Source organism: Spirochaeta isovalerica (assembly GCF_014207565.1).
Classification (GTDB): Bacteria; Spirochaetota; Spirochaetia; order DSM-2461; family DSM-2461; genus Spirochaeta_F; species Spirochaeta_F isovalerica.
Genome location: NZ_JACHGJ010000009.1, coordinates 50,969 through 72,448, shown reverse-complemented (window position 1 = coordinate 72,448; position 21,480 = coordinate 50,969). Strand labels below are relative to the sequence as shown.

The 21,480-nt window shown below is 48.0% G+C and carries 18 protein-coding genes; 17 read left to right on the top strand and 1 reads right to left on the bottom strand.

Annotation, left to right across the window (positions count from 1 at the left end):
• Position 1 precedes the first annotated feature (1 nt).
• From HNR50_RS18475 to malQ, 5 genes are all read left to right on the top strand, one after another.
• The gene (locus HNR50_RS18475) at positions 2–3,703 is read left to right on the top strand and encodes a UvrD-helicase domain-containing protein (protein ID WP_184748282.1); all 3,702 of its coding nucleotides are present in this window, start codon (positions 2–4) and stop codon (positions 3,701–3,703) included.
• Complete coding sequence (recD, locus tag HNR50_RS18470) at positions 3,700–5,571, top strand: exodeoxyribonuclease V subunit alpha (RefSeq protein WP_184748281.1); 1,872 nt, start codon at positions 3,700–3,702, stop codon at positions 5,569–5,571. Before HNR50_RS18475 ends, recD begins: the two co-directional genes overlap by 4 nt.
• Positions 5,568–6,554, top strand: a complete 987-nt coding sequence (locus HNR50_RS18465) for a serine/threonine protein kinase (RefSeq protein ID WP_184748280.1) — start codon at positions 5,568–5,570, stop codon at positions 6,552–6,554. The genes recD and HNR50_RS18465 overlap by 4 nt, the downstream gene beginning before the upstream one ends.
• Before the next feature lie 49 nt (positions 6,555–6,603).
• Positions 6,604–7,086: a YchJ family protein gene (locus HNR50_RS18460; protein ID WP_184748279.1), complete on the top strand. Its 483-nt coding sequence runs from the start codon at positions 6,604–6,606 to the stop codon at positions 7,084–7,086.
• A 250-nt stretch (positions 7,087–7,336) separates the two neighbouring features.
• Complete coding sequence (malQ, locus tag HNR50_RS18455; protein WP_184748278.1) at positions 7,337–8,899, top strand: 4-alpha-glucanotransferase; 1,563 nt, start codon at positions 7,337–7,339, stop codon at positions 8,897–8,899.
• A gap of 16 nt (positions 8,900–8,915) precedes the next feature.
• Here malQ and HNR50_RS18450 read toward each other — a convergent pair whose 3' ends face one another.
• Positions 8,916–9,176 (bottom strand): hypothetical protein, encoded by a 261-nt coding sequence (locus HNR50_RS18450; protein WP_184748277.1) that lies wholly within the window; start codon positions 9,174–9,176, stop codon positions 8,916–8,918.
• Between the two features lie 72 nt (positions 9,177–9,248).
• Between HNR50_RS18450 and HNR50_RS18445 the strand changes: the two genes are divergently transcribed.
• The 12 genes from HNR50_RS18445 to HNR50_RS18390 all read left to right on the top strand — a co-directional run bounded on the left by HNR50_RS18445 (position 9,249) and on the right by HNR50_RS18390 (position 21,424).
• On the top strand, positions 9,249–10,268 hold the full coding sequence (locus HNR50_RS18445; RefSeq protein WP_184748276.1) for a TRAP transporter TatT component family protein: 1,020 nt from the start codon (positions 9,249–9,251) through the stop codon (positions 10,266–10,268).
• Complete coding sequence (locus HNR50_RS18440) at positions 10,268–11,272, top strand: TRAP transporter substrate-binding protein (protein ID WP_184748275.1); 1,005 nt, start codon at positions 10,268–10,270, stop codon at positions 11,270–11,272. Before HNR50_RS18445 ends, HNR50_RS18440 begins: the two co-directional genes overlap by 1 nt.
• Positions 11,269–13,143: a TRAP transporter large permease gene (locus HNR50_RS18435; protein WP_343060236.1), complete on the top strand. Its 1,875-nt coding sequence runs from the start codon at positions 11,269–11,271 to the stop codon at positions 13,141–13,143. The genes HNR50_RS18440 and HNR50_RS18435 overlap by 4 nt, the downstream gene beginning before the upstream one ends.
• A 55-nt stretch (positions 13,144–13,198) precedes the next feature.
• A complete protein-coding gene (locus tag HNR50_RS18430; protein ID WP_246434094.1) occupies positions 13,199–14,551 on the top strand; it encodes an MFS transporter in 1,353 nt (450 codons plus the stop codon).
• Positions 14,551–15,537, top strand: a complete 987-nt coding sequence (gene moaA, locus HNR50_RS18425) for a GTP 3',8-cyclase MoaA (protein ID WP_184748274.1) — start codon at positions 14,551–14,553, stop codon at positions 15,535–15,537. The genes HNR50_RS18430 and moaA overlap by 1 nt, the downstream gene beginning before the upstream one ends.
• Positions 15,527–16,024, top strand: coding sequence for a cyclic pyranopterin monophosphate synthase MoaC (gene moaC, locus HNR50_RS18420; protein WP_281389149.1), 498 nt, complete (start codon positions 15,527–15,529; stop codon positions 16,022–16,024). The genes moaA and moaC overlap by 11 nt, the downstream gene beginning before the upstream one ends.
• Positions 16,014–16,502: a MogA/MoaB family molybdenum cofactor biosynthesis protein gene (locus HNR50_RS18415; RefSeq protein WP_221439931.1), complete on the top strand. Its 489-nt coding sequence runs from the start codon at positions 16,014–16,016 to the stop codon at positions 16,500–16,502. Before moaC ends, HNR50_RS18415 begins: the two co-directional genes overlap by 11 nt.
• Before the next feature lie 103 nt (positions 16,503–16,605).
• Positions 16,606–17,163 carry a tetratricopeptide repeat protein gene (locus HNR50_RS18410; RefSeq protein ID WP_184748271.1) on the top strand — a complete coding sequence of 186 codons (558 nt, stop codon included), beginning with the start codon at positions 16,606–16,608 and terminating at the stop codon, positions 17,161–17,163.
• Positions 17,156–17,395 carry a hypothetical protein gene (locus HNR50_RS18405; protein ID WP_184748270.1) on the top strand — a complete coding sequence of 80 codons (240 nt, stop codon included), beginning with the start codon at positions 17,156–17,158 and terminating at the stop codon, positions 17,393–17,395. Before HNR50_RS18410 ends, HNR50_RS18405 begins: the two co-directional genes overlap by 8 nt.
• Positions 17,396–17,407: 12 nt before the next feature.
• Positions 17,408–18,220, top strand: a complete 813-nt coding sequence (gene proC, locus HNR50_RS18400; RefSeq protein WP_184748269.1) for a pyrroline-5-carboxylate reductase — start codon at positions 17,408–17,410, stop codon at positions 18,218–18,220.
• A 23-nt stretch (positions 18,221–18,243) separates the two neighbouring features.
• Positions 18,244–20,496 (top strand): phosphoenolpyruvate--protein phosphotransferase, encoded by a 2,253-nt coding sequence (gene ptsP, locus HNR50_RS18395; RefSeq protein WP_184748268.1) that lies wholly within the window; start codon positions 18,244–18,246, stop codon positions 20,494–20,496.
• Positions 20,486–21,424, top strand: a complete 939-nt coding sequence (locus tag HNR50_RS18390; RefSeq protein ID WP_184748267.1) for an AAA family ATPase — start codon at positions 20,486–20,488, stop codon at positions 21,422–21,424. The genes ptsP and HNR50_RS18390 overlap by 11 nt, the downstream gene beginning before the upstream one ends.
• Positions 21,425–21,480 lie beyond the last annotated feature (56 nt).

Below are 21,480 nucleotides of genomic sequence, written 5' to 3'. Positions count from 1 at the left end.
TATGTCTCTTACAGGGAATTTTTCCTTTTCGGAAAACATCGACCTGCTCAGGAATATTCAGCTGGAAGCTTCGGCCGGAACGGGTAAAACCTATACGATCGAAAGGATTGTTTCCCTGCTTGTCGCTGAAGGTCCTTTGACTCTGCCTCAGATTCTGGTCGTAACATTCACGAGAAAAGCCGCCAGGGAGTTGAAAGAACGGATCCGGATCATTCTGAACGAAGCCTCCCGCACCGGAGAGCTGGATCTGGGCGGAGACAAGCGGAAACTGAAATCGAAAGAACTGGACAATATCCGTCAGGCCGTTTACGAGTTTGAAAAGGCATCGATTTTTACAATTCACAGTTTTTGTCTCAATGTGCTCAAAGCTTATCCCTTTGAATCTCTCAGTCAGTTCAGTATGGATATGGAAAGCGATGGCGATATCATTGATGAAGCGGTTCGCGATTATATGAGGGAAATGGGAGAATCCATGGACCGGGGGCAGCTGATCAAATACAAAGCTTTTCTGGGGAACGGCGGCTATGAAGAAGCCCTTGCGGATCTGGGACAAATGGTCGGCCGGGAGTTGCTCGGACCGGGTATTGAAATCCAACCCGACAGGGAGCATCGCCGGGAAATACTTGAATCTATCATGGATTTTAATAATGGCCGGGGGGCTCTCCATAATGCCTGGTGCCGCATGAGAGGGGGAAACCTGCCGGATAAAGAGCGCTTTACGGCACTGGGTTTCAAATATGCCAATCATCTGGAAAATGCCGTTCTTAAGCTTCAGAAGATTCCTGTAGAAACGGATCTCATCTCTTTGAGCGTTTTTATTTCTCAGAATGAAACCATTCTCAATCAGTTTATGCGTTTTCTGCCTGAAAATCTCGGGGAAAAGAACAATCCGGAATCTATTCCTCCCGATCCTTTTGTTCAGGCGGCTGAAGATTTTCTCGATTTATATCTTTTTGATAAAGACAATCCCGGAGCTGATCTCTACAGAAGAGCGATGAAAGCCGCTTTTATCATAGAAGCTTACGACAGCATTAATAATAAACTGAAAAGAAAGAAGGCGATTACCGGAAAACTGGATTTCAATGACCTGATAGGAAGGCTCCATCAGGGGCTTTGCAGTTCAGGGGACCAATACCGTCCGGAACTGGTAAGAGAGATCCGAAAGCGGTACCGAACCGTTCTTATAGACGAATTTCAGGATACGGATCAACGACAGTGGGATATTTTCCAGAAAATATTCGGATGTGACGACAATCATAATTTTTTTCTCGTCGGCGACCCCAAACAATCAATTTACCGCTTCAGAGGAGCGGATCTTGAAGTGTATTATCAGGCTTGCAGGGGCGGTGCTGTCGATGGGCGCTACACGCTGGGAAAAAATTTCCGCTCCATATCTCCTCTGGTCGAAGGGGTTAACCGGTTTTTTTCATCGGTTCTTGATCCCGCCCTGCACTGCGGCCACACATCGCCTACGTCATTTGCTCCCGTCGAAGCCGGGAAGCCGGCCGCACCGAAGGTTGAAGACGGGGAGGCTGCTTTTCAGTTCATCCGCATCGAAAGCGAAGAGAATGAAGAGGGCATCAGCGATATAGCCAAAGGGAAAAATACCTGGTTTCAGCTCATATCCTACAAGAGCTATGTTCTATTGGCAGGAACGAAAATAGGGGATAGAAGGATTAAGCCCGGTGATATCGCGATTCTGGCGGAGAGTAACAAGGACTGCCGGGTATTGCAGTCATACCTCTCTTCTTATTCCATTCCCTCCATAATCAATTCCAGAGAGCGGATATTCGATACCGGGGAAGCCGCCGATCTGCTCTTATTTCTCAAAGCTCTTATCAGGATGGATAACTCGACAGTCAAACAACTGCTTATGTCCCGGTTTTACGACCGGACTCCCGGACAGGTTGTGGAGGGAGAGGCAAAGGGCGAATTTGATTATCTAACGGGGCTTCTCCTTCAGTGGAGGGAAATGGTTGACCGGGGAAAAATTATTGAAGCCTCCCGTGATTTTTTCAGGAATTGTGAACTGGAGGAGAGATTGCTGGCTTTTCAGAATGGCGAACGGTCTTACAGCAATTTCCGTCAGCTTATCGAATTCCTTCATGGTGAACAGCTCCGTTCCCATCTCGATGCGGAAAAACTTTACGCCCTGCTTCTGGGGAAGATCTGTGAACCGTCCCGGAATGATGAAGATCTCATACGGCTGGATAAAGATTCGGAAGCTGTTCAGATTATGACAATGCATGCCAGTAAAGGATTGGAATTCCCAATCGTATTTTTCGCCGGAGCTTTGAAATCCGGGGGAAATTCCGGACGGGAGATATTTTATGATTATGTCGAATCAGAAAAGCGGCACTATGACTTTCTGAAAACTAAAAAGAATGAAAAATATCATTTAATGGACAGCTGGGAAGAGAGAAAAAGACTCTATTATGTTGCACTCACAAGAGCGTCCTCCCGGCTCTACATGCCATTTTTTAAAAATGGCGGTTTATCTTATCTAACATCGCTTTACAGCTCTTTTGCCGCTGAAGATATCGAGAGGATAGCCGGGGATTTTTCCGATCTCCTCAGTTTTTCCCATCCTCTGCACAGTGGGCTTTTGTACAAAAAGAATTCTAAAAAAAAGAAATCCGATATAAAAATCCTGGCTGAGACAATTGATGGAGCCCTTTGCGGTTTCATCGGAAAACACAGGGAGATTTACTTTCTGGATTCTGTACTGGAAAGAGAATTCCTGAATCACTCCTCCCGGCAGGATTGTCTCTACAGAGAAGATAATGAAGATGTCACTCCCGTTTTCAAACCTCTGAAGGCGGAAGCCGGATATGATGACAGGTATATCCGTATTTCCAGTTATTCCTCAATTCTCAGAGAGGCTGAAAGAGGCCGGGAGCCTGCACCAGCCCGGCATAATGATGCGGACCGTGATGATGTTGCTGTTGCGAACCGCGATGAAAAGGTCGATGAGGTTCTTTTGACCCGGGGAGCTGTTTTCGGGGAACTGGTCCATCGAATATTCGAAGAGATGGATTATTCTCTGGCCCACGAATCAACCCTTGAGGATTTTCTGAAAAATGAGGAGGCGGATCGCCTTCTGCGGGATCTGTCAGTCCGTTTTTTTGATAACAAATGGTATGCCCGGTCTTCTCTTCCCTTAAAGAAGCTCGTATACAGGACTCTGCGGAACGGGCTGCCCCATGGCTGTCCTTCTCTTTCTGTTCTCAAAGGGGAGGAACGTCTTCATGAAATGGAATTCCATATGACGGTGAATGAATGCAGCCGGCTTATGGTTGACTCCGCTTATGCCGGAGAGGTGGAAGATGGACTTTTAAAGGGTTTTATCGACCTGATTTTTATCTACGAAGGAAAATATTATATTGCCGACTGGAAAACGACCTCTTCTCCGAAGGGAGATACTTACGATGACTACAGCCCGGATATCCTGGCGGAAATGATGGACGACCACCATTACAAGCTGCAGTCTCTCATATATATCACGGCTCTCTACCGTTATCTCAAGTCCCTTGAAGGAGACATTTTCGATTACGAAGAACACTTCGGCGGTTGTTATTACTTTTTTGTCCGCGGTATGAACGGAGAAGCTGATTCAGACAGGGGAATCCATTTTTACAGACCCGCTGAAGGGGAAATGCTCTCATTCGCTTCGCAATTTACACCTTTGGAGGCTGTTCTGTGAATTACACCCCGGGACCGGCAGTATCGAGCTGCTTGAAAAACAATGAAAAATTCGAATTTGCCAAACTCAAAGAAAAAATCAGCGGTTCTTACGATTCTGAATTTCAGAACCTGGCGCGAAGCTTATCCATTCCCTGGCATCATATTTATTACGCAGAACAACTGGCGGGAAAGGAGACGCGGGGAGATCGGGAACTTCTCAGATGGTTTATTGTTCATATCCTGTTCCAGGCCGGGGCCGGTCATCTCAGAACTGACCTTAACTGTATTTCGGAAGATCTGGAAAAATGGTGCCTTCCCGACAGGGATTCCTTCGCCGGAAGCGAAACTGATTATGTAAATCTGGAAAATAAATTGAAAGAGATCCGCGAGGATCTGACCGGAACCTGGACAGAAGTCCCGGGGATGTTCCCTTCCTGTTTCGGATCTGTCGAGGCAGCAACCCCTTTTATCTATCTGCCGGAACGAAAAATCGTCTACATCAGAAATTATTATAAAATGGAGCGGACTCTGATCAGTCATCTTGGAAGACTCTCTTCGGAGCAAGAGGGAGTGGCTGGACCGGGCTTTCATGACCGTGATTATCATTTTACGGAAAAGGAGAAGGAACTGCTTGGGAAAGTTCTCCACCGCCGGCTTGTTATTTTGAGCGGCGGTCCCGGTACAGGGAAGACAACAGCCGTAACGACTCTATTGCGCAATCTCTTTATTCTGACCCGGGAAAGCGAAGATATTTCTCCCTCCAGAATTCTCCTGGCCGCGCCGACAGGAAGGGCTGCAAACAGAATGATAGAGAGTATGCGGGGGCTGCTTATAGCCGATCCTATGGAGGACATTGATGAAATGCTCCCCCGCAAAGCTTCTACGCTTCATAAATTGCTCCAGATAAACAGGGGAACGGGGCAGGCCGCCTTTAATCGGGACAGACCGCTTCCCGCTGAGTTGGTCATTCTCGATGAAGCCTCCATGGTTGACGCCAGAATGATGTCCCTGCTGTTTGAGGCGCTCGGGCCGGATACCACTCTTCTTCTTGTGGGAGACAGGGATCAGCTTCCTTCAGTCGATGCGGGAGCGGTGTTCGGTGATTTTGTATCCGGTGCTGAAAACCCGCGACATAAATTGCATGAGAATGTTCTTTTCCTAACAAAATCCTGGCGTTCGGGGTCGGGAATACTCGAAGCGGCGGGTGCGGTCATTGACGGTGATACGGACCGTGTCTTTAAAGCCTTCAGGAATTTTGACAATGTCCTGGCTATTGATGAACTGCCTCCAAAGAATCATTTGGTAGACAGGATAATTAAATCGTACGGCATCCCTGAGAAAGGTTTCTCCTCCGGTGCAAAGCCGGAAGAGCTCTTTCAGGTATTTGAAAAAACAGCCGTTCTGATTCCGACGCGCAAGGGGATGTATGGAGTGGAAAGCCTGAACCGGGCCATAACGAACCAGTTGAAAGGCCGGGATAGCAACCTTTATCACGGCCAGCCGATTATGATAACCAGTAATGACTACAGCCAGAATCTCTTCAATGGAGACCGGGGTGTCATCATGAGAGATAAGAATGAGTATTTCGCCGTTTTCCGGGACGGTCCCGATTCTTTCCGGCGCATACCGGCAGGTAAACTGGGCTCCCGGGAAACCGCCTATTGCCAAACCGTACACAAAAGCCAGGGTTCTGAATTCGATCAGGTTCTGTTTCTTATCCCCGAAGGATCTGACCGTCTCTTAACCCGGGAAATCGTCTATACGGGCATAACCCGGGCAAAAGATAAACTATCACTTTTTTGCACGCGCGACATTCTGGAAAAAGCTCTGTCCAGGCGGGTCGTCCGTCAATCGGGTATCCGCGAGTATCTGGGAGGAGAATTATGAATAGCGGATTTTCCGGACTGACTCCCCATCTGCTTATCGACGGAGTGGAAAATTTTACAGGAGACCGATACACCGGGCATACCAATCCTCTGACCAGTTACATAAACCGCGTTTATGAAGTGGAGAGGGAAGACGGAGTAAAAATGATCGTGAAATACTACCGTCCCGGCCGATGGACTCTCGATGCCATATACGACGAGCACGACTTTATCTTCGATTGCCTGGAAGATGAAATACCTGTAGTGGCACCTGTTGAGCTCAATAACGATTCCACTGTGGCGCTCTGGGATGAATATGCCTTTGCTCTATTCCCCAAAAAGTCCGGTCCCATGCTGGAGATAAACAGCGATGATGAGTGGATTCGCGCGGGTGAGCTGATCGGGCGGATACACAGGGCTGGCGCCCGTTTCAACAGCGAATACCGGATGAAACTCGACCCGGAAAACTCTACAGAGAAATTTGTGGAGAATCTCCTTTTCGGAGGATTGATAAACGAAGCGAACAGGAAACCCTTTGAAGCGGTCTGCCGCAAAATCATAAAAACCATTAAGCCTCTGTTTGCCGATTTTGAAACGATTCGGGTTCATGGAGACTGTCACAGGGGAAATATCATCCATCGTCCCGGAGAGGGTTTGATGATCATTGATTTCGATGATATGGGAACAGCGGTTCCTGTTCAGGATCTGTGGATGCTTCTTCCCGGAAGGCTCGAACAGTCCCGCAGGGAAATGAATCTACTGCTTGAGGGATATGAGACCTTTCGCGATTTCGATTACCGCTCGCTAAAGCTCATTGAGCCTTTGAGAGCCATGAGAATTATTTATTACATAGAGTGGTGCAGTCTTCAGGTGGGGGAACATCATTTCGTAAGAAACAACCCCGACTGGGGCACCGATATCTACTGGCGGAATGAAATTAACGATCTAGAAGTTCAGTGCCATGAGATTTTAGACGCCCTGAAGTCTTATCGGGGCTTGAATTAATAGCGGTTCTGATTTAAAAAAAGGAGATTAAATATTATGGAGAAAGAAAATGGCCAAATGTCCCTGCGGAAGCGGTAAAGAATACAAACAGTGCTGTTCCCTTTATATAAAAGGCGGTGCGGCGGCTCCGACAGCAGAAGCTCTCATGAGAGCCCGATACACGGCGTATGTTGAAAAAGAAGTCGATTTTATTATAGAAACCCATGATAAGGAAACCCGTGATGATATTTCCCGCGAATCCGTTGAAGAGTGGTCTAAACAGTCAAAGTGGTACGGACTTGATATAAAGGAGACGGTTCGAGGCGGAGAAAGCGACAATGCCGGAACTGTGGAGTTTATTGCCGAGTATAAGCAGAACGGAACGAAATTCAATCATCACGAAAGAGCCGAATTCGTTAAAAAAAGAGGCAAGTGGTATTTCCATGATTCCAAAATGGTGAATGAACCGATCGTTAACGAAGCCAAAATCGGCCGTAACGATCCCTGTCCCTGTGGAAGCGGGAAGAAATACAAAAAGTGCTGCGGCGCCTGACCGTCCTATAAGACCCGATAGAGGAAGCATGATCGCATATCATGCTTCCCTTCCGGACTTGTCCTTTCTGCCTCTTCTCCGGTGTGCCATCGGCTTTGCTGTTTTTGCTGTCAGAATGTCCTGATCAGATAAGCAGTCAGAAAAGCGGAATTAACCAATAAATGAACGGAAATCATTTGAACAGGAGAGAGCTTGTATTATTTCAGTGCAAACGATTGCACTGAGTAAAAAACCGGTATATTATAGGGGAATGAATAAGATAAGCAATAATCACATACTGGAAAGAAAAAGCGGGATTCTCCTGCACCCGACATCTTTTCCGGGAAAACATGGAATTGGAGAACTGGGGCGGGAAGCTTTTCAATTTATAGATTTTCTGGAAGAATCCGGCCAGACTCTCTGGCAGGTGCTCCCTCTCGGACCAACGGGTTATGGCGATTCGCCATACGCTTCATTTTCCACCCATGCGGGAAACCCTATGCTGATAAGCCTTCAAATTCTTATCGGGGAGGGCCTTCTCTCTGAGGATGAATTAAAGGATGAGCCGGAATTTGATGCCGGTTCTATTGATTTCGGAACCATTATCCCCTGGAAAAAATCGATTCTCGATAAAGCGGCGAAGAAATTTTCTAAAAGCGGGAAAACCGGAGATTTCGATCGTTTCTGCCGGGAAGAAGCGCACTGGCTCGAAGATTTCGCTTTATTCATGGCGGTTAAGGAGCATTTCGACAGCAAAGCTCAGGCAGAAGGCATTCATGGCGCCATGTGGAGTAATTACTGGGACCGTGATATTGCCCTCAGAGAACCCCGTGCTGTGAAAAAGTGGAGCGCCGATTTGAAAGCCGAAGTGGAAACCCACAAAGTCCTCCAGTTTTTCTTTTTCCGGCAATGGCTCAAGGTCAAAAAATACGCCAACAGCAGAGGAATCGAAATTATCGGGGACATCCCTATATTCGTTGCCGCGGACAGTGCCGACGTCTGGTCGAACCGGGAACTCTTTCTGCTGAATAAAGACGGCTCTCCTTCATCTGTTGCCGGTGTACCGCCGGATTATTTCAGTGAAACCGGACAGTTGTGGGGCAATCCGCTTTACGACTGGAAAGCTATGGAAAAAAATAAATTCCGATGGTGGATAGAAAGGATCAAAGGCACGCTCAAGCTTGTCGATACCATACGTGTTGATCATTTCAGAGGGTTTGAAGCTTTCTGGCAGGTTCCGGCGGGCAACGAGACGGCAGTTGACGGAAAATGGGTGAAAGCTCCGGGACAGAAGCTTTTCAGAGAGATCAGGAAAGTTCTGGGAACCCTTCCCATTCTGGCGGAAGATCTCGGCGTCATTACCGAAGAGGTCAATGCTCTCCGGGATGAATTCGGATTTCCGGGAATGCGCATCCTTCAGTTCGCATTCGATTATGCCGAGGGAGAAGCCGGACTCGATCCAGAGAACATCTTTCTTCCCCACAATTACATTGCCAATGCTGTTGTCTACACGGGAACCCACGATAACTCAACCATGCAGGGTTGGCTTGATAACAGCAAAGATGAAGAGAGAGCTTTTATCAGGGAATATACGGGATACGAAGGGGATAACCTTGTTCAGGAATTCATCCGTATGGCCATGGCGTCAGTCGCGGCATACTGCATAATTCCCATGCAGGATTTTCTCGGCCTCGACGACGGGGCCAGGATGAATATTCCCTCTACTCTCGGAGGCAACTGGCAGTGGCGTTATAAAAAAGAAGACCTCAGTGAGGAGCTGAAAGAGAAAAATCTCCGGCTCTCCCGCATTTACGGTCGTTTTCCCATGAAATGATTTTAAGGGACCGCAGCTATTTCCGGTTGCGGTTCAGCTCTTCTGTCATCTGGTCCCGCAATGTTTCAGCGAATTCCTTGAGCTCCCGGTTTTCGTTCTGCAGACGTTTGATCTCGTAAAGCATCCATTTTATATCTTCTTCCGCGTCTGAAATGTCATAACTCATTTCCGCATCGGGATTGAATTTGATCCAGCATATCTGATTTCCGTTCCGTTTTTTCCGTTTGAGAAGTTCTTCCACTTTCTCCAGACGGTCCGGATTACTATCTTTATCCATATATTTAATATAATACCTTTTAAGCGAATGGAAATTCTTGAATTGTAATTTACCATGTGTAATTATAGTAGTATGGAAAAAAATCGCATATTTTTATTTTTAATCATTCTCGTTTTTACGCTTTCCGGCTGTGCTTCCATTAAGAAAGCGGGAATCAATATGATAAGTGATGTTATGGCGGGAGAGGGAAGCAGCGAGCTTTTTACAGGAGATGATGATCCTGAGCTCATAAAGGACGCTCTGCCGTTTATTCTGAAAATGTATGAGATGCTGGCTGGGGAGAATCCCGAAGATCCGGCATTGCTTCTGGCGACGGGAAGCTCTTTTATCATGTATTCCAATGTTTTCATACAGACTGAAGCGGAAATGCTTTCCGACGATGATTATGAAGAGCAGTACAGAATGCTGCACCGCGCCAAAAATATGTACCGGCGAGGTGCGGATTATCTCTTCCGGTCGCTGGAATTAAGTCATCCGGGGTTTTCGGAACTTCTCAGGCAGGGTCTTGTGGACGAGGCTCTGGCGGACATGACAGTCGAAGATGTTCCGGCAATGTACTGGGCCGCATCCGGACTGATGGGCGAGTTTTCCACAGACCCGCTGGATTTTGAACTCGGCCCCCAGGTTTACAAGCCGGTCGCTCTGATCTACAAAGCTCTCGAGCTTGACGAGACATTCAATAACGGAGCAATCCACGATTTGCTCATAATGATCAACAGTTCCCTGCCGGGAGCGATGATGTTCAAAGCCGGAGGGGAGAATCCTTCATCGACGGCTCTTTTCGTGGAGGAGTATTACAAGGCTGCCAATGCTGTCTCTCAAGCCGACAGAGCCCGATACCACTTCGAAAGGTCTGTAGAGATAAACGGAAACAGCAGCGTTATGCCTTATGTCTCCCTGGCTTCCACTCTTTCTGTCAACGAACAGAACTATCCGGAATTTGAAGAACTTCTGACAACAGCGCTGGAAATTGACCCTGAGGCGTTCCCCGAAATGCGTCTGGCGTCTATAATATTCCAGGAAAAAGCCCGGTGGCTTCTCGATCACCGATCGGATTATTTTTTACTGAATTTTGATGAAGGGGATTTTTGATGAAAAAACATAAGCGAATCATTTCGATTCTTATAATGATATTTATGGCTGTCAGCCCTGTTGCCTCGCTGACGGTCAAGCTGGGCAGCGTCGTTCCCGCCGGGTCCGACTGGGATCTGGCCTTGAAGCAGATGGCTCTGGAGTGGAAGCAGATTACAGGCGGTCAGGTCAACATCAGAATCTTTCCCGGTGGAATCGCCGGCAGCGAAGAAAACATGATACAGAAGATGCGTATCAATCAGCTCGATATGGCAGTTCTGACGGCGATCGGAATGAATAAAATCGTACCGGAATCTTTTGTATTAAGCCTGCCTTTCCTCCTGGCTGATGATGAGGAAGTCAATTTCATTCTGGAAAATGTGGCTCCCGAATTCGATGATGATTTCAACAGCAAGGGCTTTGAAGTCCTCATGTGGTCCTCAACGGGATGGGTCAAGTTTTTCAGCCGCGATAAGGCAACCACGCCCGATCAGCTCAGACGACAGAAAATTGCTGTTGACGGAGACGAAACCGAAATGATGGATGCCTGGAAAAGTCTCAATTTCCATGTCATTCCCATGAGTCTCAATGACACGCTTACCGGACTTCAGAGCGGAATGATCGATGCGTTTTACGCGCCGCCGATGGGTGCTGCTGCGTACCAGTGGTTCGCTCTGACTCCCCATATGAATAACCTTCCCATTTCTCCTCTTCTGGGGGGTGTGGTTATTTCAAGCCGGACATGGAACCGGATACCGGAAAAATACCACACCGATCTGAAAGCTGCCGTTCAGCGGGCCAACAGCAAATTCAGTATATCCTCCCAGGAGATGAATCAGCAGGCTCTGGACATCATGCTGGAATACGGTCTTCAGGTAGACGATGTCACGGAAAGTGAAAGACAGGAATGGATGGAGCTGTTCGATGAAGACTACAGCACCATTGTCGGTAGAGGGAAACTGATTCCTTCCGAAACCCTGGAAATGGTTAAACAGAAGCTTAATGATTTCAGGGAGTCTCGGTGAAGAATAAATTTGTAAATTTCTATCATCTCGGAGAAAACACAATAGCTTCCATAGCTCTTTTTGCTCTGGTCCTCATACCATCTATGGAAGTTTTCATCCGGCTTTTCTTTAAAACGGGTTTTCCCGATTCGGGAGCTCTTATACCCCATGCCGTGCTGTGGGTGACATTTCTCGCGGGGATGCTGACATCCCGGTCGAGAGAGCACCTCTCTCTGACCATTATTCACGGTAATTTAAAAGAGCCATGGAAATCTGTAATCGACGCGGCCAATTCCTTTCTGGGAACCATGATCGCCACGGCATTTGCCATCAGTTCTCTTTCCATGGTCCTCTTCGCCTTTGATCCCGTGCAAATGGTCGGGCCTTTTCCCATAAGGCTGGCTACGATAATTGTGCCCATAGGTTATGCCGTAATGGCTGTTCGATTTATTTTCTGGAAGGACGAAAGCCTGAAAGTCCGGCTGATCGCATCGCTGGGGCTGATTCCCGGCGTGCTTCTGGCGCTTCCTCCCATCGTGAATGTGCTAAGCTATATTAATCCCGACATTCCCTTTTTCTGGTATGATTTATCCGATTCATTTTATGCCGTCATGCCATATCTTGATTTTCCCCTTGTCCTGATTCTTATCGCCGGAGGGCTGATCGGAACGCCGATTTTCATCCTTCTGGGCGGTATCGCCTATATCCTCTTTGCGGGGAACTGGGGGTCTCTCGAGGTACTGCCTCTGGAGGCCTACGACCTTCTGACAGGCAAATCCATACCGGCCATTCCTCTCTTTACTTTCGCCGGTTTCATTCTCTCGGAAAGCAATTCCGGGAAGAGGCTCGTCGGCCTTTTCAAAGCCTGGTTCGGCTGGCTTCCCGGTGGGATGGCTGTTGTCGCCGTACTGGTCTGTGCTTTTTTCACAACTTTTACCGGCGCCTCGGGTGTGACCATTCTGGCTCTTGGGGGATTGCTCGCCTACGTCCTGACGGACAGCGGCGGCTACAGCAAAAAGTTCACAACCGGACTTCTCACTTCTTCGGGAAGCATCGGCCTGCTTTTTCCTCCCAGTCTGCCCATTATCCTCTACGGCGTCATGGCGCAAATCAGTATCAAAGACATGTTTGTCGGCGGTTTGATACCCGGTGCGATCATGGTTCTGGCTTTGTCCCTCATGGGCGTGAGGCAGGCGATGACCAATGGGGTAAAATCCATACCTTTCAATTTGAAAGATGCTTTGTCCTCTCTTAAGGAAGCGTCGGGGGAGATTCTCCTTCCGGTCATTATCCTTCTGGGATATTTCGGCGGAATTACCACTATCGAGGAAACGGGAGCCATAGCGGTTCTCTATTCAGTTGTTCTGGTAGTTTTTATCAAAAGAGATATGAAATTCAAGGAGATGGGAGCAGTCATACTCAAAGTGATGCCTATCATCGGCGGTGTTCTGGTTATTCTGGCTATGGCAAAAGGTCTTTCCTACTTTATTGTCGATGCGGAAATCCCCATGAGACTCTCTGCCCTGATGGAAGCTCATATCAGCTCAAAATATGTCTTTCTTATTCTGCTGAACATACTTCTTCTGTTAACCGGTTGTCTGATGGATATCTTTTCCGCCATTATCGTCGTCGGGCCACTGATACTGCCCCTGGGAGAGCTTTACGGAATACATCCCGTTCATCTGGGAATTATATTCCTGGCTAATCTGGAGCTCGGATACCTGACGCCGCCGGTGGGATTGAACCTGTTCCTCGCTTCGTACCGGTTCGAGATGCCTTTAACGAAAGTATACAAAACCATTATCCCATTCTTTCTGCTTCTGGTTCTTATGGTTCTGTTAATCACATATGTACCCTGGTTCTCAACAGGATTGCTGTCCATAATTAATTAGATTGACTTTTTTTCACCCTGATTTATCCTTTAGGGGATAAATCAGGAGTTTTACGTTGAATACAGAAAGAAAAAAGATCACCCTCTCCATCCAGATTCTTTACGGAATCGGGGTCAGCTATGCCATTGTGGATCAGATTTTCGCCCAATGGGTCATGACCTATTATCTGCCTCCCGAAAGGTTCAGTTTTTCCCCTTTCCTCTCTCCGCTCTTTATAGCCCTGGCTTTAATGCTTTCGAGGTTTGTCGATATGGTTGCCGATCCCCTTGTGGGGTTCTGGTCCGACAGGCTCGATACGAAATGGGGGCGGCGGATCCCTTTTATGTTTATCGGTGCCATTCCCCTCTCTCTGGCGACAATCGCTTTTTTCTATCCCGTAAAAAGCGGAGGCATTCCGTCTTTTCTCTATCTGGCACTTACGGGAAGCGTCTTTTTTATATTCTACACCATTGTCGGAGCTCCCTATAATGCCCTGATTCCCGAACTGTCCCATTCCCAGAAAGATAGACTGAATCTGTCCACCTGGCAGTCTGTCTTCAGGCTTGTCTACACCGCCGTGGCCATGATACTCCCGGGAATCCTGATCTCTCTTCTCGGAAAAGGAGATGATGAACAGGGGCTGCGCCTCATGGTTATCGCCCTTTCCGCTCTGGCTGCCGTCGGCATACTGGTTACTTCCTTTTCCATCAATGAAAAAAGCTATTCCGGCGGCAAAACATCCCATTCGGATTTGAAATCATCGCTGAAAGAGATATTCGGTAACCGCTCCTTTCTTATTTATCTGGGTGGATTCCTGCTGTTTTTCATCGGGTTCAATAACCTTCGGGCCTCTATCAATTATTTTGTAATAGACATCATGCTTCTCCCTCCCGGAGCCATTACAACGGTATCGGCATTGCTTTTCGGAGTGGCGGCGGCCTTTTTCTATCCCATAAACCGCATATCCCGGAGATCGGGATACCGGAAGCCCATGCTCTATTCTCTGGCCGGACTGGCTATAGCTTCCGGAGCTCTCTTTTTTGTCGGCAGGGGGCTGCCTCTCTGGACCGGATATATCATTTACGGCTTTTGCGGAATCCCGGTGGCCGGTGCGGCTTTTATATTTCCTCCGGCGATGCTCAGCGAGATCAGCGCAGTGGCCACTTTGAAGAGCAAGGTTCAGATCGAAGGTCTGTTCTTCGGTATACAGGGCTTTGTTCTCAAACTCGCTTTTCTCGTATCCATTGCGCTTCTGCCTCTTATACTTGTTTCCGGAAGCGGTCTTTCCTTTGTGGATATGTTAACTTCAATCCCCGAAGGACCCGACCCTGTGGGTATCTATAGAACAGCTCTAGTCTCTTCCTGCTTTTTTGTACTCTCTTTTGTTTTCTATTACCTCTTTCCTGAAGAGATAGTTAGGGATAACTGATGAAAGACGTTTACGGACGCTCTATTGACTATCTCAGAATCTCTCTGACTGACAGATGTAATTTCAGATGCCGGTACTGTATGCCCGAAGAGGGAGTCGATATGCTGTCCCACCGGGATATTCTTACCTTTGAGGAAATTCTCGCCATTGTCTCTGTTGCTGTTAAGAGAGGAATATCCAAAGTCAGACTGACAGGGGGAGAGCCTCTTGTCCGCAAAGGTGTTGCCGGATTAATCCGGGATCTTAAATCGATCGACGGCATAAACAGTATTTCAATGACTACCAACGGGTTTCTTCTCGGGGAAATGGCTGAGGAATTGAAGGAACGGGGGCTTGATAGAGTGAATATCAGCCTCGATACGGTCAATAGAGAGAAATTTCTCAATATTACCAGACGAGACGGCCTTGATAAAGTCATCTCCGGTATCGATGCCGCCGTAAAAGCAGGTCTGAATCCCGTTAAACTAAATTCGGTGATAATGAGAGGGACAAATGACGATGAAATTCTGAATTTAGTCCGTTTTGCACAGGAGAAAAAAGTCATTCTCCGCTTTATCGAGCAAATGCCTTTCGGCAGCTATAGCAGAGAGGATTTTGTTTCCGCGGAAGAGATTAAGGGGATCATTACCGGAGAATACGGATCTCCTGTCAAACCAGATGGAGATGAATCGGCATTGTTCGCCGGGTTCGGGCCCTCTGAACATTCCCGTTTTGGCGAAGATGGTCCGGTCATAGGTTTCATAACCCCTGTCAGCAATCATTTTTGCGGCCGCTGCAACAGATTGAGATTGACAGCTGATGGAAAACTGAAACCCTGCCTCCTCTCCAACGAGGAAATCGATTTGAAATCAGCTCTCAGATCAGGTCTTTCAGAACGCGATCTGGAAAGCATATTGACATATGCTGTCGATAGAAAGCCCAAAGGGCACTTTCTGGACAGCGATATTTTTGAAAGCACCAGGGGGATGTCGAAAATTGGCGGATGAGAAGAATGAGCTGACCCATACCGATGAGGCCGGTAAGGCAAAAATGGTCGATGTGGGTCATAAAGATGATACGAGAAGAGTGGCCCGGGCATCGGGAGAGATCAGGATGAAAAGGGAAACTCTGGAGCTTGTGAAAAATAACGCTATGAAAAAAGGCGATGTTCTCGCCGTCGCCAGGGTCGCCGGAATCATGGCTGCCAAGCAGACTCATGCCCTTATTCCCATGTGCCACCCTCTGCTGCTTACATCTGTAAAAGTCGATTTTCATATCAATGACGAGGAGTCGAAAATTGAAATCTATGGAGAGGCGGCGCTGACCGGTAAAACCGGTGTTGAAATGGAAGCCCTGCAGGCTGTTTCCACAGCGGCGCTGACTATTTTCGATATGTGCAAGGCTGTCGAGCACACCATGGAAATCGGCGCTATCCGCGTTATTTCCAAAGAAGGGGGCAAAAGCGGTTCATGGAGGAATGAAAATGCCCTATAAAGCAACTATTCTGACAATCAGCGATAAAGGATATGCCGGAGAGAGGGAGGATAAAAGCGGTCCCATTCTCAAATTGAAGCTCGAAGAAATGGGATTCGAAACGGCTGAGGTGCAAATTCTTCCCGATGACAGGACTATGATATCCTCCAGGTTAAAAGAAATCTGTCTGTCCGGTTCGGCTGACCTGATCCTTACGACCGGCGGAACAGGAGCGGCGCCGCGGGATATAACGCCCGAAGCCTCGATGGATGTCATCGAACGGCCCATGCCCGGTCTGGCGGAACTGATCCGCTTCGAGGGAATGAAATTCACAAAACGAGCCGTTCTCTCCAGAGGTGTTTCAGGTATCTGCAAAGAAACTCTCATCATCAATCTGGCCGGAAGTCCCAAAGCCGCAGCCGAAGGGATGGATATTCTCGAACCTGTGCTGGAACATGCTCTCCATATGCTTAAAAGTATAAATTTGGATCATAAATAACAAATATTTGTATAAACGCCCTGTGCTTTTCCGTTTTTTTCTCTATAATATATAATAAGGAAGCTTTTCATTTACTTTCCTCGTTTTTATAGTAGCCGGTTTTTTGGGTAAAACCGGCTTTTTTATCGGGAGGTCGACACTGGACGACGTTGAAGCCTATCTCAATAACAAAGGGATCGATTACACCCGGGCCGGTTTGTATGATAAAGCTCTTGAGTCCTTTTCCGAAGCTATCTCGCTGGATGATTCCAATCCGCTTTTCCATTTTAATATCGCGCTGGTCTATGAACATGTAAATCGTCTTGAAGAGGCGGTCCTCTCTCTCAACAGGGCCATTAAGTTAAAAAGTGAAAACGATGAATACTGGAACGAACTCGGTCTTGTATATTACAAACAGGGTGAGAGAGAAAGCGCTGAGCGTTGCCTTAAACAGGCTCTTAAGCTGAATCAGAACAGCTCCGCCGCCTGGAACAACCTCGGAGTTCTCAACTTTACGGGTGGTAACATGAAGGACGCCTGCAATTGCTTTCAGGCTTCGGTCAAATATGACGGGGAGAATGCCGATGCATGGTACAATCTGGCAGACACCTGGGAAGAACTGGGAGATCGGCGCAAAAGCTATGAAGCAAGAGAACAATACGAGAAGAGACGAAATGACTGATATCCGGCCGGAAGAGCTTATTGTTAACATTTACAGAGATAAACTGAAGCTCCAGGAGAAAGGAAAAAAAGCCAGAAGGGTTGTCATGCCCATGGTTTTATATAGAAAGATCCGGGAATATCATGCGGGACTGGGAGAGATCCAGGGTGAATTCAACGATTATATTACAGAAGATGAAATATTCGGAATTCCTGTATTTATAGATAATATCGAGGGAGTTTCCGTTGAGTAGTGAGGATTGCATATGAATAAGAAAATCGGATTCATCGGCACGGGCAATATGGGAAGTGCCATGATCGGGGGATTGATATCCCGCGGTACGGTTAAAGCCGAAGCCATTCTGGTAAGCGACAGAAACGGGGACTCTCTCTCTGGAGCTGAAACCCGGTGGCCGGGTATCAGCTGTTCGACGGACAACAGCAGCACTGTCAAAGGGGCGGATATCATTATCCTCGCCGTAAAGCCCCATATCTATAAGGCCGTTATAGAGGAAATTGCCCCTCTTGTCGACGAAAGCAAAATAATAGTTACAATCGCCGCTGGCGTTACGATCTCACAGGCTGAGACCATGTTCGGGAAGGACGTGAAAATCGTCCGGACCATGCCCAATACACCTGCCCTTGTCGGCGAAGGCGTGACAGCCTATTGCTGCAACAGCCATGTTTCGGAAAGCGAGGAAAGAGAAATCATCCCCGTACTGGAAAGCTTCGGCATAGTGGAAAAGATTGGAGAGGAATATTTCCACAGCGTCATCGCCGTCAGCGGCAGTTCGCCAGCCTATGTCTTCCTGTTTATCGAAGCCATGGCCGATGCGGCCGTCCTCCAGGGGCTGCCCCGGGCTCAGGCATACCGCATGGCTTCCCAGGCCGTTCTGGGAGCGGCAAAAATGGTTCGGGAAACGGGAACCCATCCCGGAGAATTGAAAGACGCGGTCTGCTCGCCCGGAGGCACAACCATAGAAGCCGTGCGCACTCTGGAGAAAGGAGCTTTCCGCTCTACGGTAATAGAAGCCATGAATAACTGCGCCCTCAAGTCAAAAGAAATGACAAAGGGCTGATATTGCACTAAAATTAATCGCGAATGAAAAAAGATAATGTCGAACTGATATGCAGCATAAGCGAACTGTCCAGCCTCTTTAAAGAAAAAACCAATGTGCAGGGATTCCTGTCCAAGGTTACCAGCACCATCGCTGCGCATATGAACTGCGACAGCTGTTCCATATTTCTTCTCGATGATATCAGCGGAGAGCTTGTGCTCGAAGCGACGGAAGGGCTGAACCGGGATTTTATCGGAAAACTCCGGTTGAAACCGGGAGAGGGGCTGACCGGACAGGCTCTCATGGATGAGAACATCATCATAGAGAGCGAGGGTTTGAAAAACCCCAATTATAAAAAAGTCCTGGGCTTCGGGGAAGAAGTTTACCACTCTTTTCTGGCCGCGCCCATCCTCAGCGGTCTTTCGAAGATAGGCGTACTTGTTCTGGAACACAAAATTGAAGATTTCTTCAATATCAACGACCAGATGGCCGTTAAGGCCATCGCATCGCAGCTGGCGACCACTCTGGAAAATGCCAAGCTGCTTATAAGCCTGAGAGAGAGCCGGAAGATCGAAAATAAGAGGATCACAGGTCCTCTTCATATCCGGGGCATCGCCTCGGGGTCGGGAATCGCCACCGGTAAGGCTCTTATCCTGGGCGACAGTCCGGAAACGGTTTTCCTCGAAGCAGGAGATATCGACTACGGAGAATCGATTGAAGATTTTGAAGCCTCTCTGAATTCGACTGTCCGGCAGGTTGAAGATCTGCAGGAGCAGATGGAGGTCGAGCACTCCGATGTGGCGTCCATGATATTCAGCACCCATCTGCTCATGCTCAGCGATTCGAGCTTTTCCGGTGAAATGGCCAATATGATCAACGGAGGGGATTCTCCGGTTGATTCCATAATCGCGATAGTCAACAAATATATAACCATATTCAAGGGGAGCAACAACCCCCGCCTTCAGGAGAAGGTTCAGGACATAAAAGACCTGGGTCACAGGCTTTTGCGAAACCTGCGGGTTGAAGAGCATGAAGAGGGAGATTACAGCGGACAGATCATCGTGGCACGCGAGCTTCTGCCATCGGAACTGATTAAGATAACCGCCCAGAACGCCGAAGGCCTGGTACTCTTCGGCGGTGGAGCGACTGCCCATATCACCATACTGGCGAAATCTCTCGGCGTTCCGATCGTCTTTACGGACAACAAGCAGATTTTTGATATTCAGGAAAACTCCCATCTGATAATTGACGCCAACGAAGGCCACATTTTCGTCAATCCCGACGCCGGAACGGTCAGGAAATACAAAAGGCATAATCAGAGTGATCGGATATCCGAGGAGGAAATTTCTTCAATCGGCGAACAGACTTACACGGCCGATAAGAAGAGAATCAGATTGCTGGCCAATATCAATCTGCTGAGCGATTTAAAAAACGCCACTCTCTTCAAAGCCGAGGGAATCGGTCTGTACCGAAGCGAATTCCCCTTTATCATCAGGGACAACTTCCCTTCAGAGGAGGAACAGTTCCAGATCTATAAAAAGCTTATCGAAAGAGCTCCCGGAGAGGAAATGACCCTCAGGACACTCGATATCGGAGGAGACAAGATTCTCTCCTATATGAAGGATATTGAAGAGGAGAACCCCTTTCTCGGTTTGAGGGCCATCCGCTTTCTTCTGAAAAATGAAAAGATATTCCAGACCCAGCTCAAAGCGATGCTGCGGGCTGGAGCGGGAAGCAACCTGCGGATTATGTTTCCCCTCATTTCATCGGTCGATGATCTTATCGCAGCGAGAAAAGTGGTCGACAAGTGCCTTAAGGATCTAAAGAGGGATGGTTTGAAATATAATAAGAAGCCGGAAATAGGCGTTATGATCGAACTTCCGTCGGCGGTGATGGTTATAGAGGAAATCTGCGAAATGGCTGATTTTGTCTCTGTGGGGACAAATGACCTGGTTCAATATATGATCGGCGTTGACCGCTCCAACGATCATGTCGCATGGTTGTATACGGCACAGCACCCGGCCATTTTAAGAGCCCTGAAAAAAATTGCCGACGGTGCGGCTCTGAAGAAATGCGATGTATCCATCTGCGGCAATATTGCGGGAGATGAGAAGCTGATTGAGATTCTCATAGGTCTAGGATTCAGAAAATTCAGCATGAATCCGGCGAAAATCCCGGAAGTGCAGAAAAGAATTGAGAAGATCGATACAGTTGAGGCCGCGGCCAAAGCTGAGGCATTGCTGGAAAAGGGGCTTGTCAGTGAAGTCAAAGAGTATTTTGAAAGCCATGGAATTTGAGCAGGCAACGGAACTGACGCACCGTCTCATTTCCGCAATGGGCCGGGTCATAAAGGGAAAGAACGATTTTCTCAAATTGTTGATAACCGCTCTTCTGGCGGAAGGCCATGTCCTTGTGGAAGATCTTCCCGGCACGGGGAAAACCACAGCTGTAAAAACTCTCTCCCGGATTATCGGAAGCCTCGATTTTAAACGAATTCAGTTTACCCCCGATCTGCTCCCTTACGATATTACCGGAGTGGAAGTCTGGGATCCCGTCAGCGCTTCATTTGTGCTGAAAAAAGGGCCTGTATTCGCCAATATCATTCTGGCTGATGAAATTAACAGAACCACTCCGAAAGTGCAGTCGGCTCTTCTCGAGGTCATGGCGGAAAAACAGGTGACCATCGGAACGATGACCTATCCCTTCGAAGGGCTCTTTTTTGTCGCCGCGACGGAAAACCCCATTGAATTCGAGGGAACCTATCCTCTTCCGGAGGCTCAGAAAGACCGGTTTCTCATGAAGCTTTCCATTGGCTACCCCGATAGCGAAAGCGAGTTCGAGATTATTAAAACCGATCCGTCGGCAACCAGTCTGGAAGAACTCACTCCCATTTGCCGCCCCGAGGAACTCAATGATCTTATTGACGCGGCAAAATCGGTATATTGCGATGACAAACTGATCCGCTGTGCCGTTTCAATCGCCGAGAGAACCAGAAACCACAGCTCCGTCCAGATGGGCGTGTCTCCCCGCGGATCTCTTATGCTAATCAAAGCCTGCAGGGCCTTCGCTCTGGTGTCCGGACGGGATTATGTGATCGATCAGGATATTGCCGATCTGGCCCCGCTGGTTTTCGCACACCGCATTCGGCTGAAAAATGTAAAGAAATCCGCTGAATCGCTGATTGAGGAGGTTACGGCTGTTGAAATACAGAAAATTCCTCAGTAAGTTTTCATTCCTGAAAAAACTCCCCCTATCTCCGGGCTCCGCAGCTTTTTTTTTGT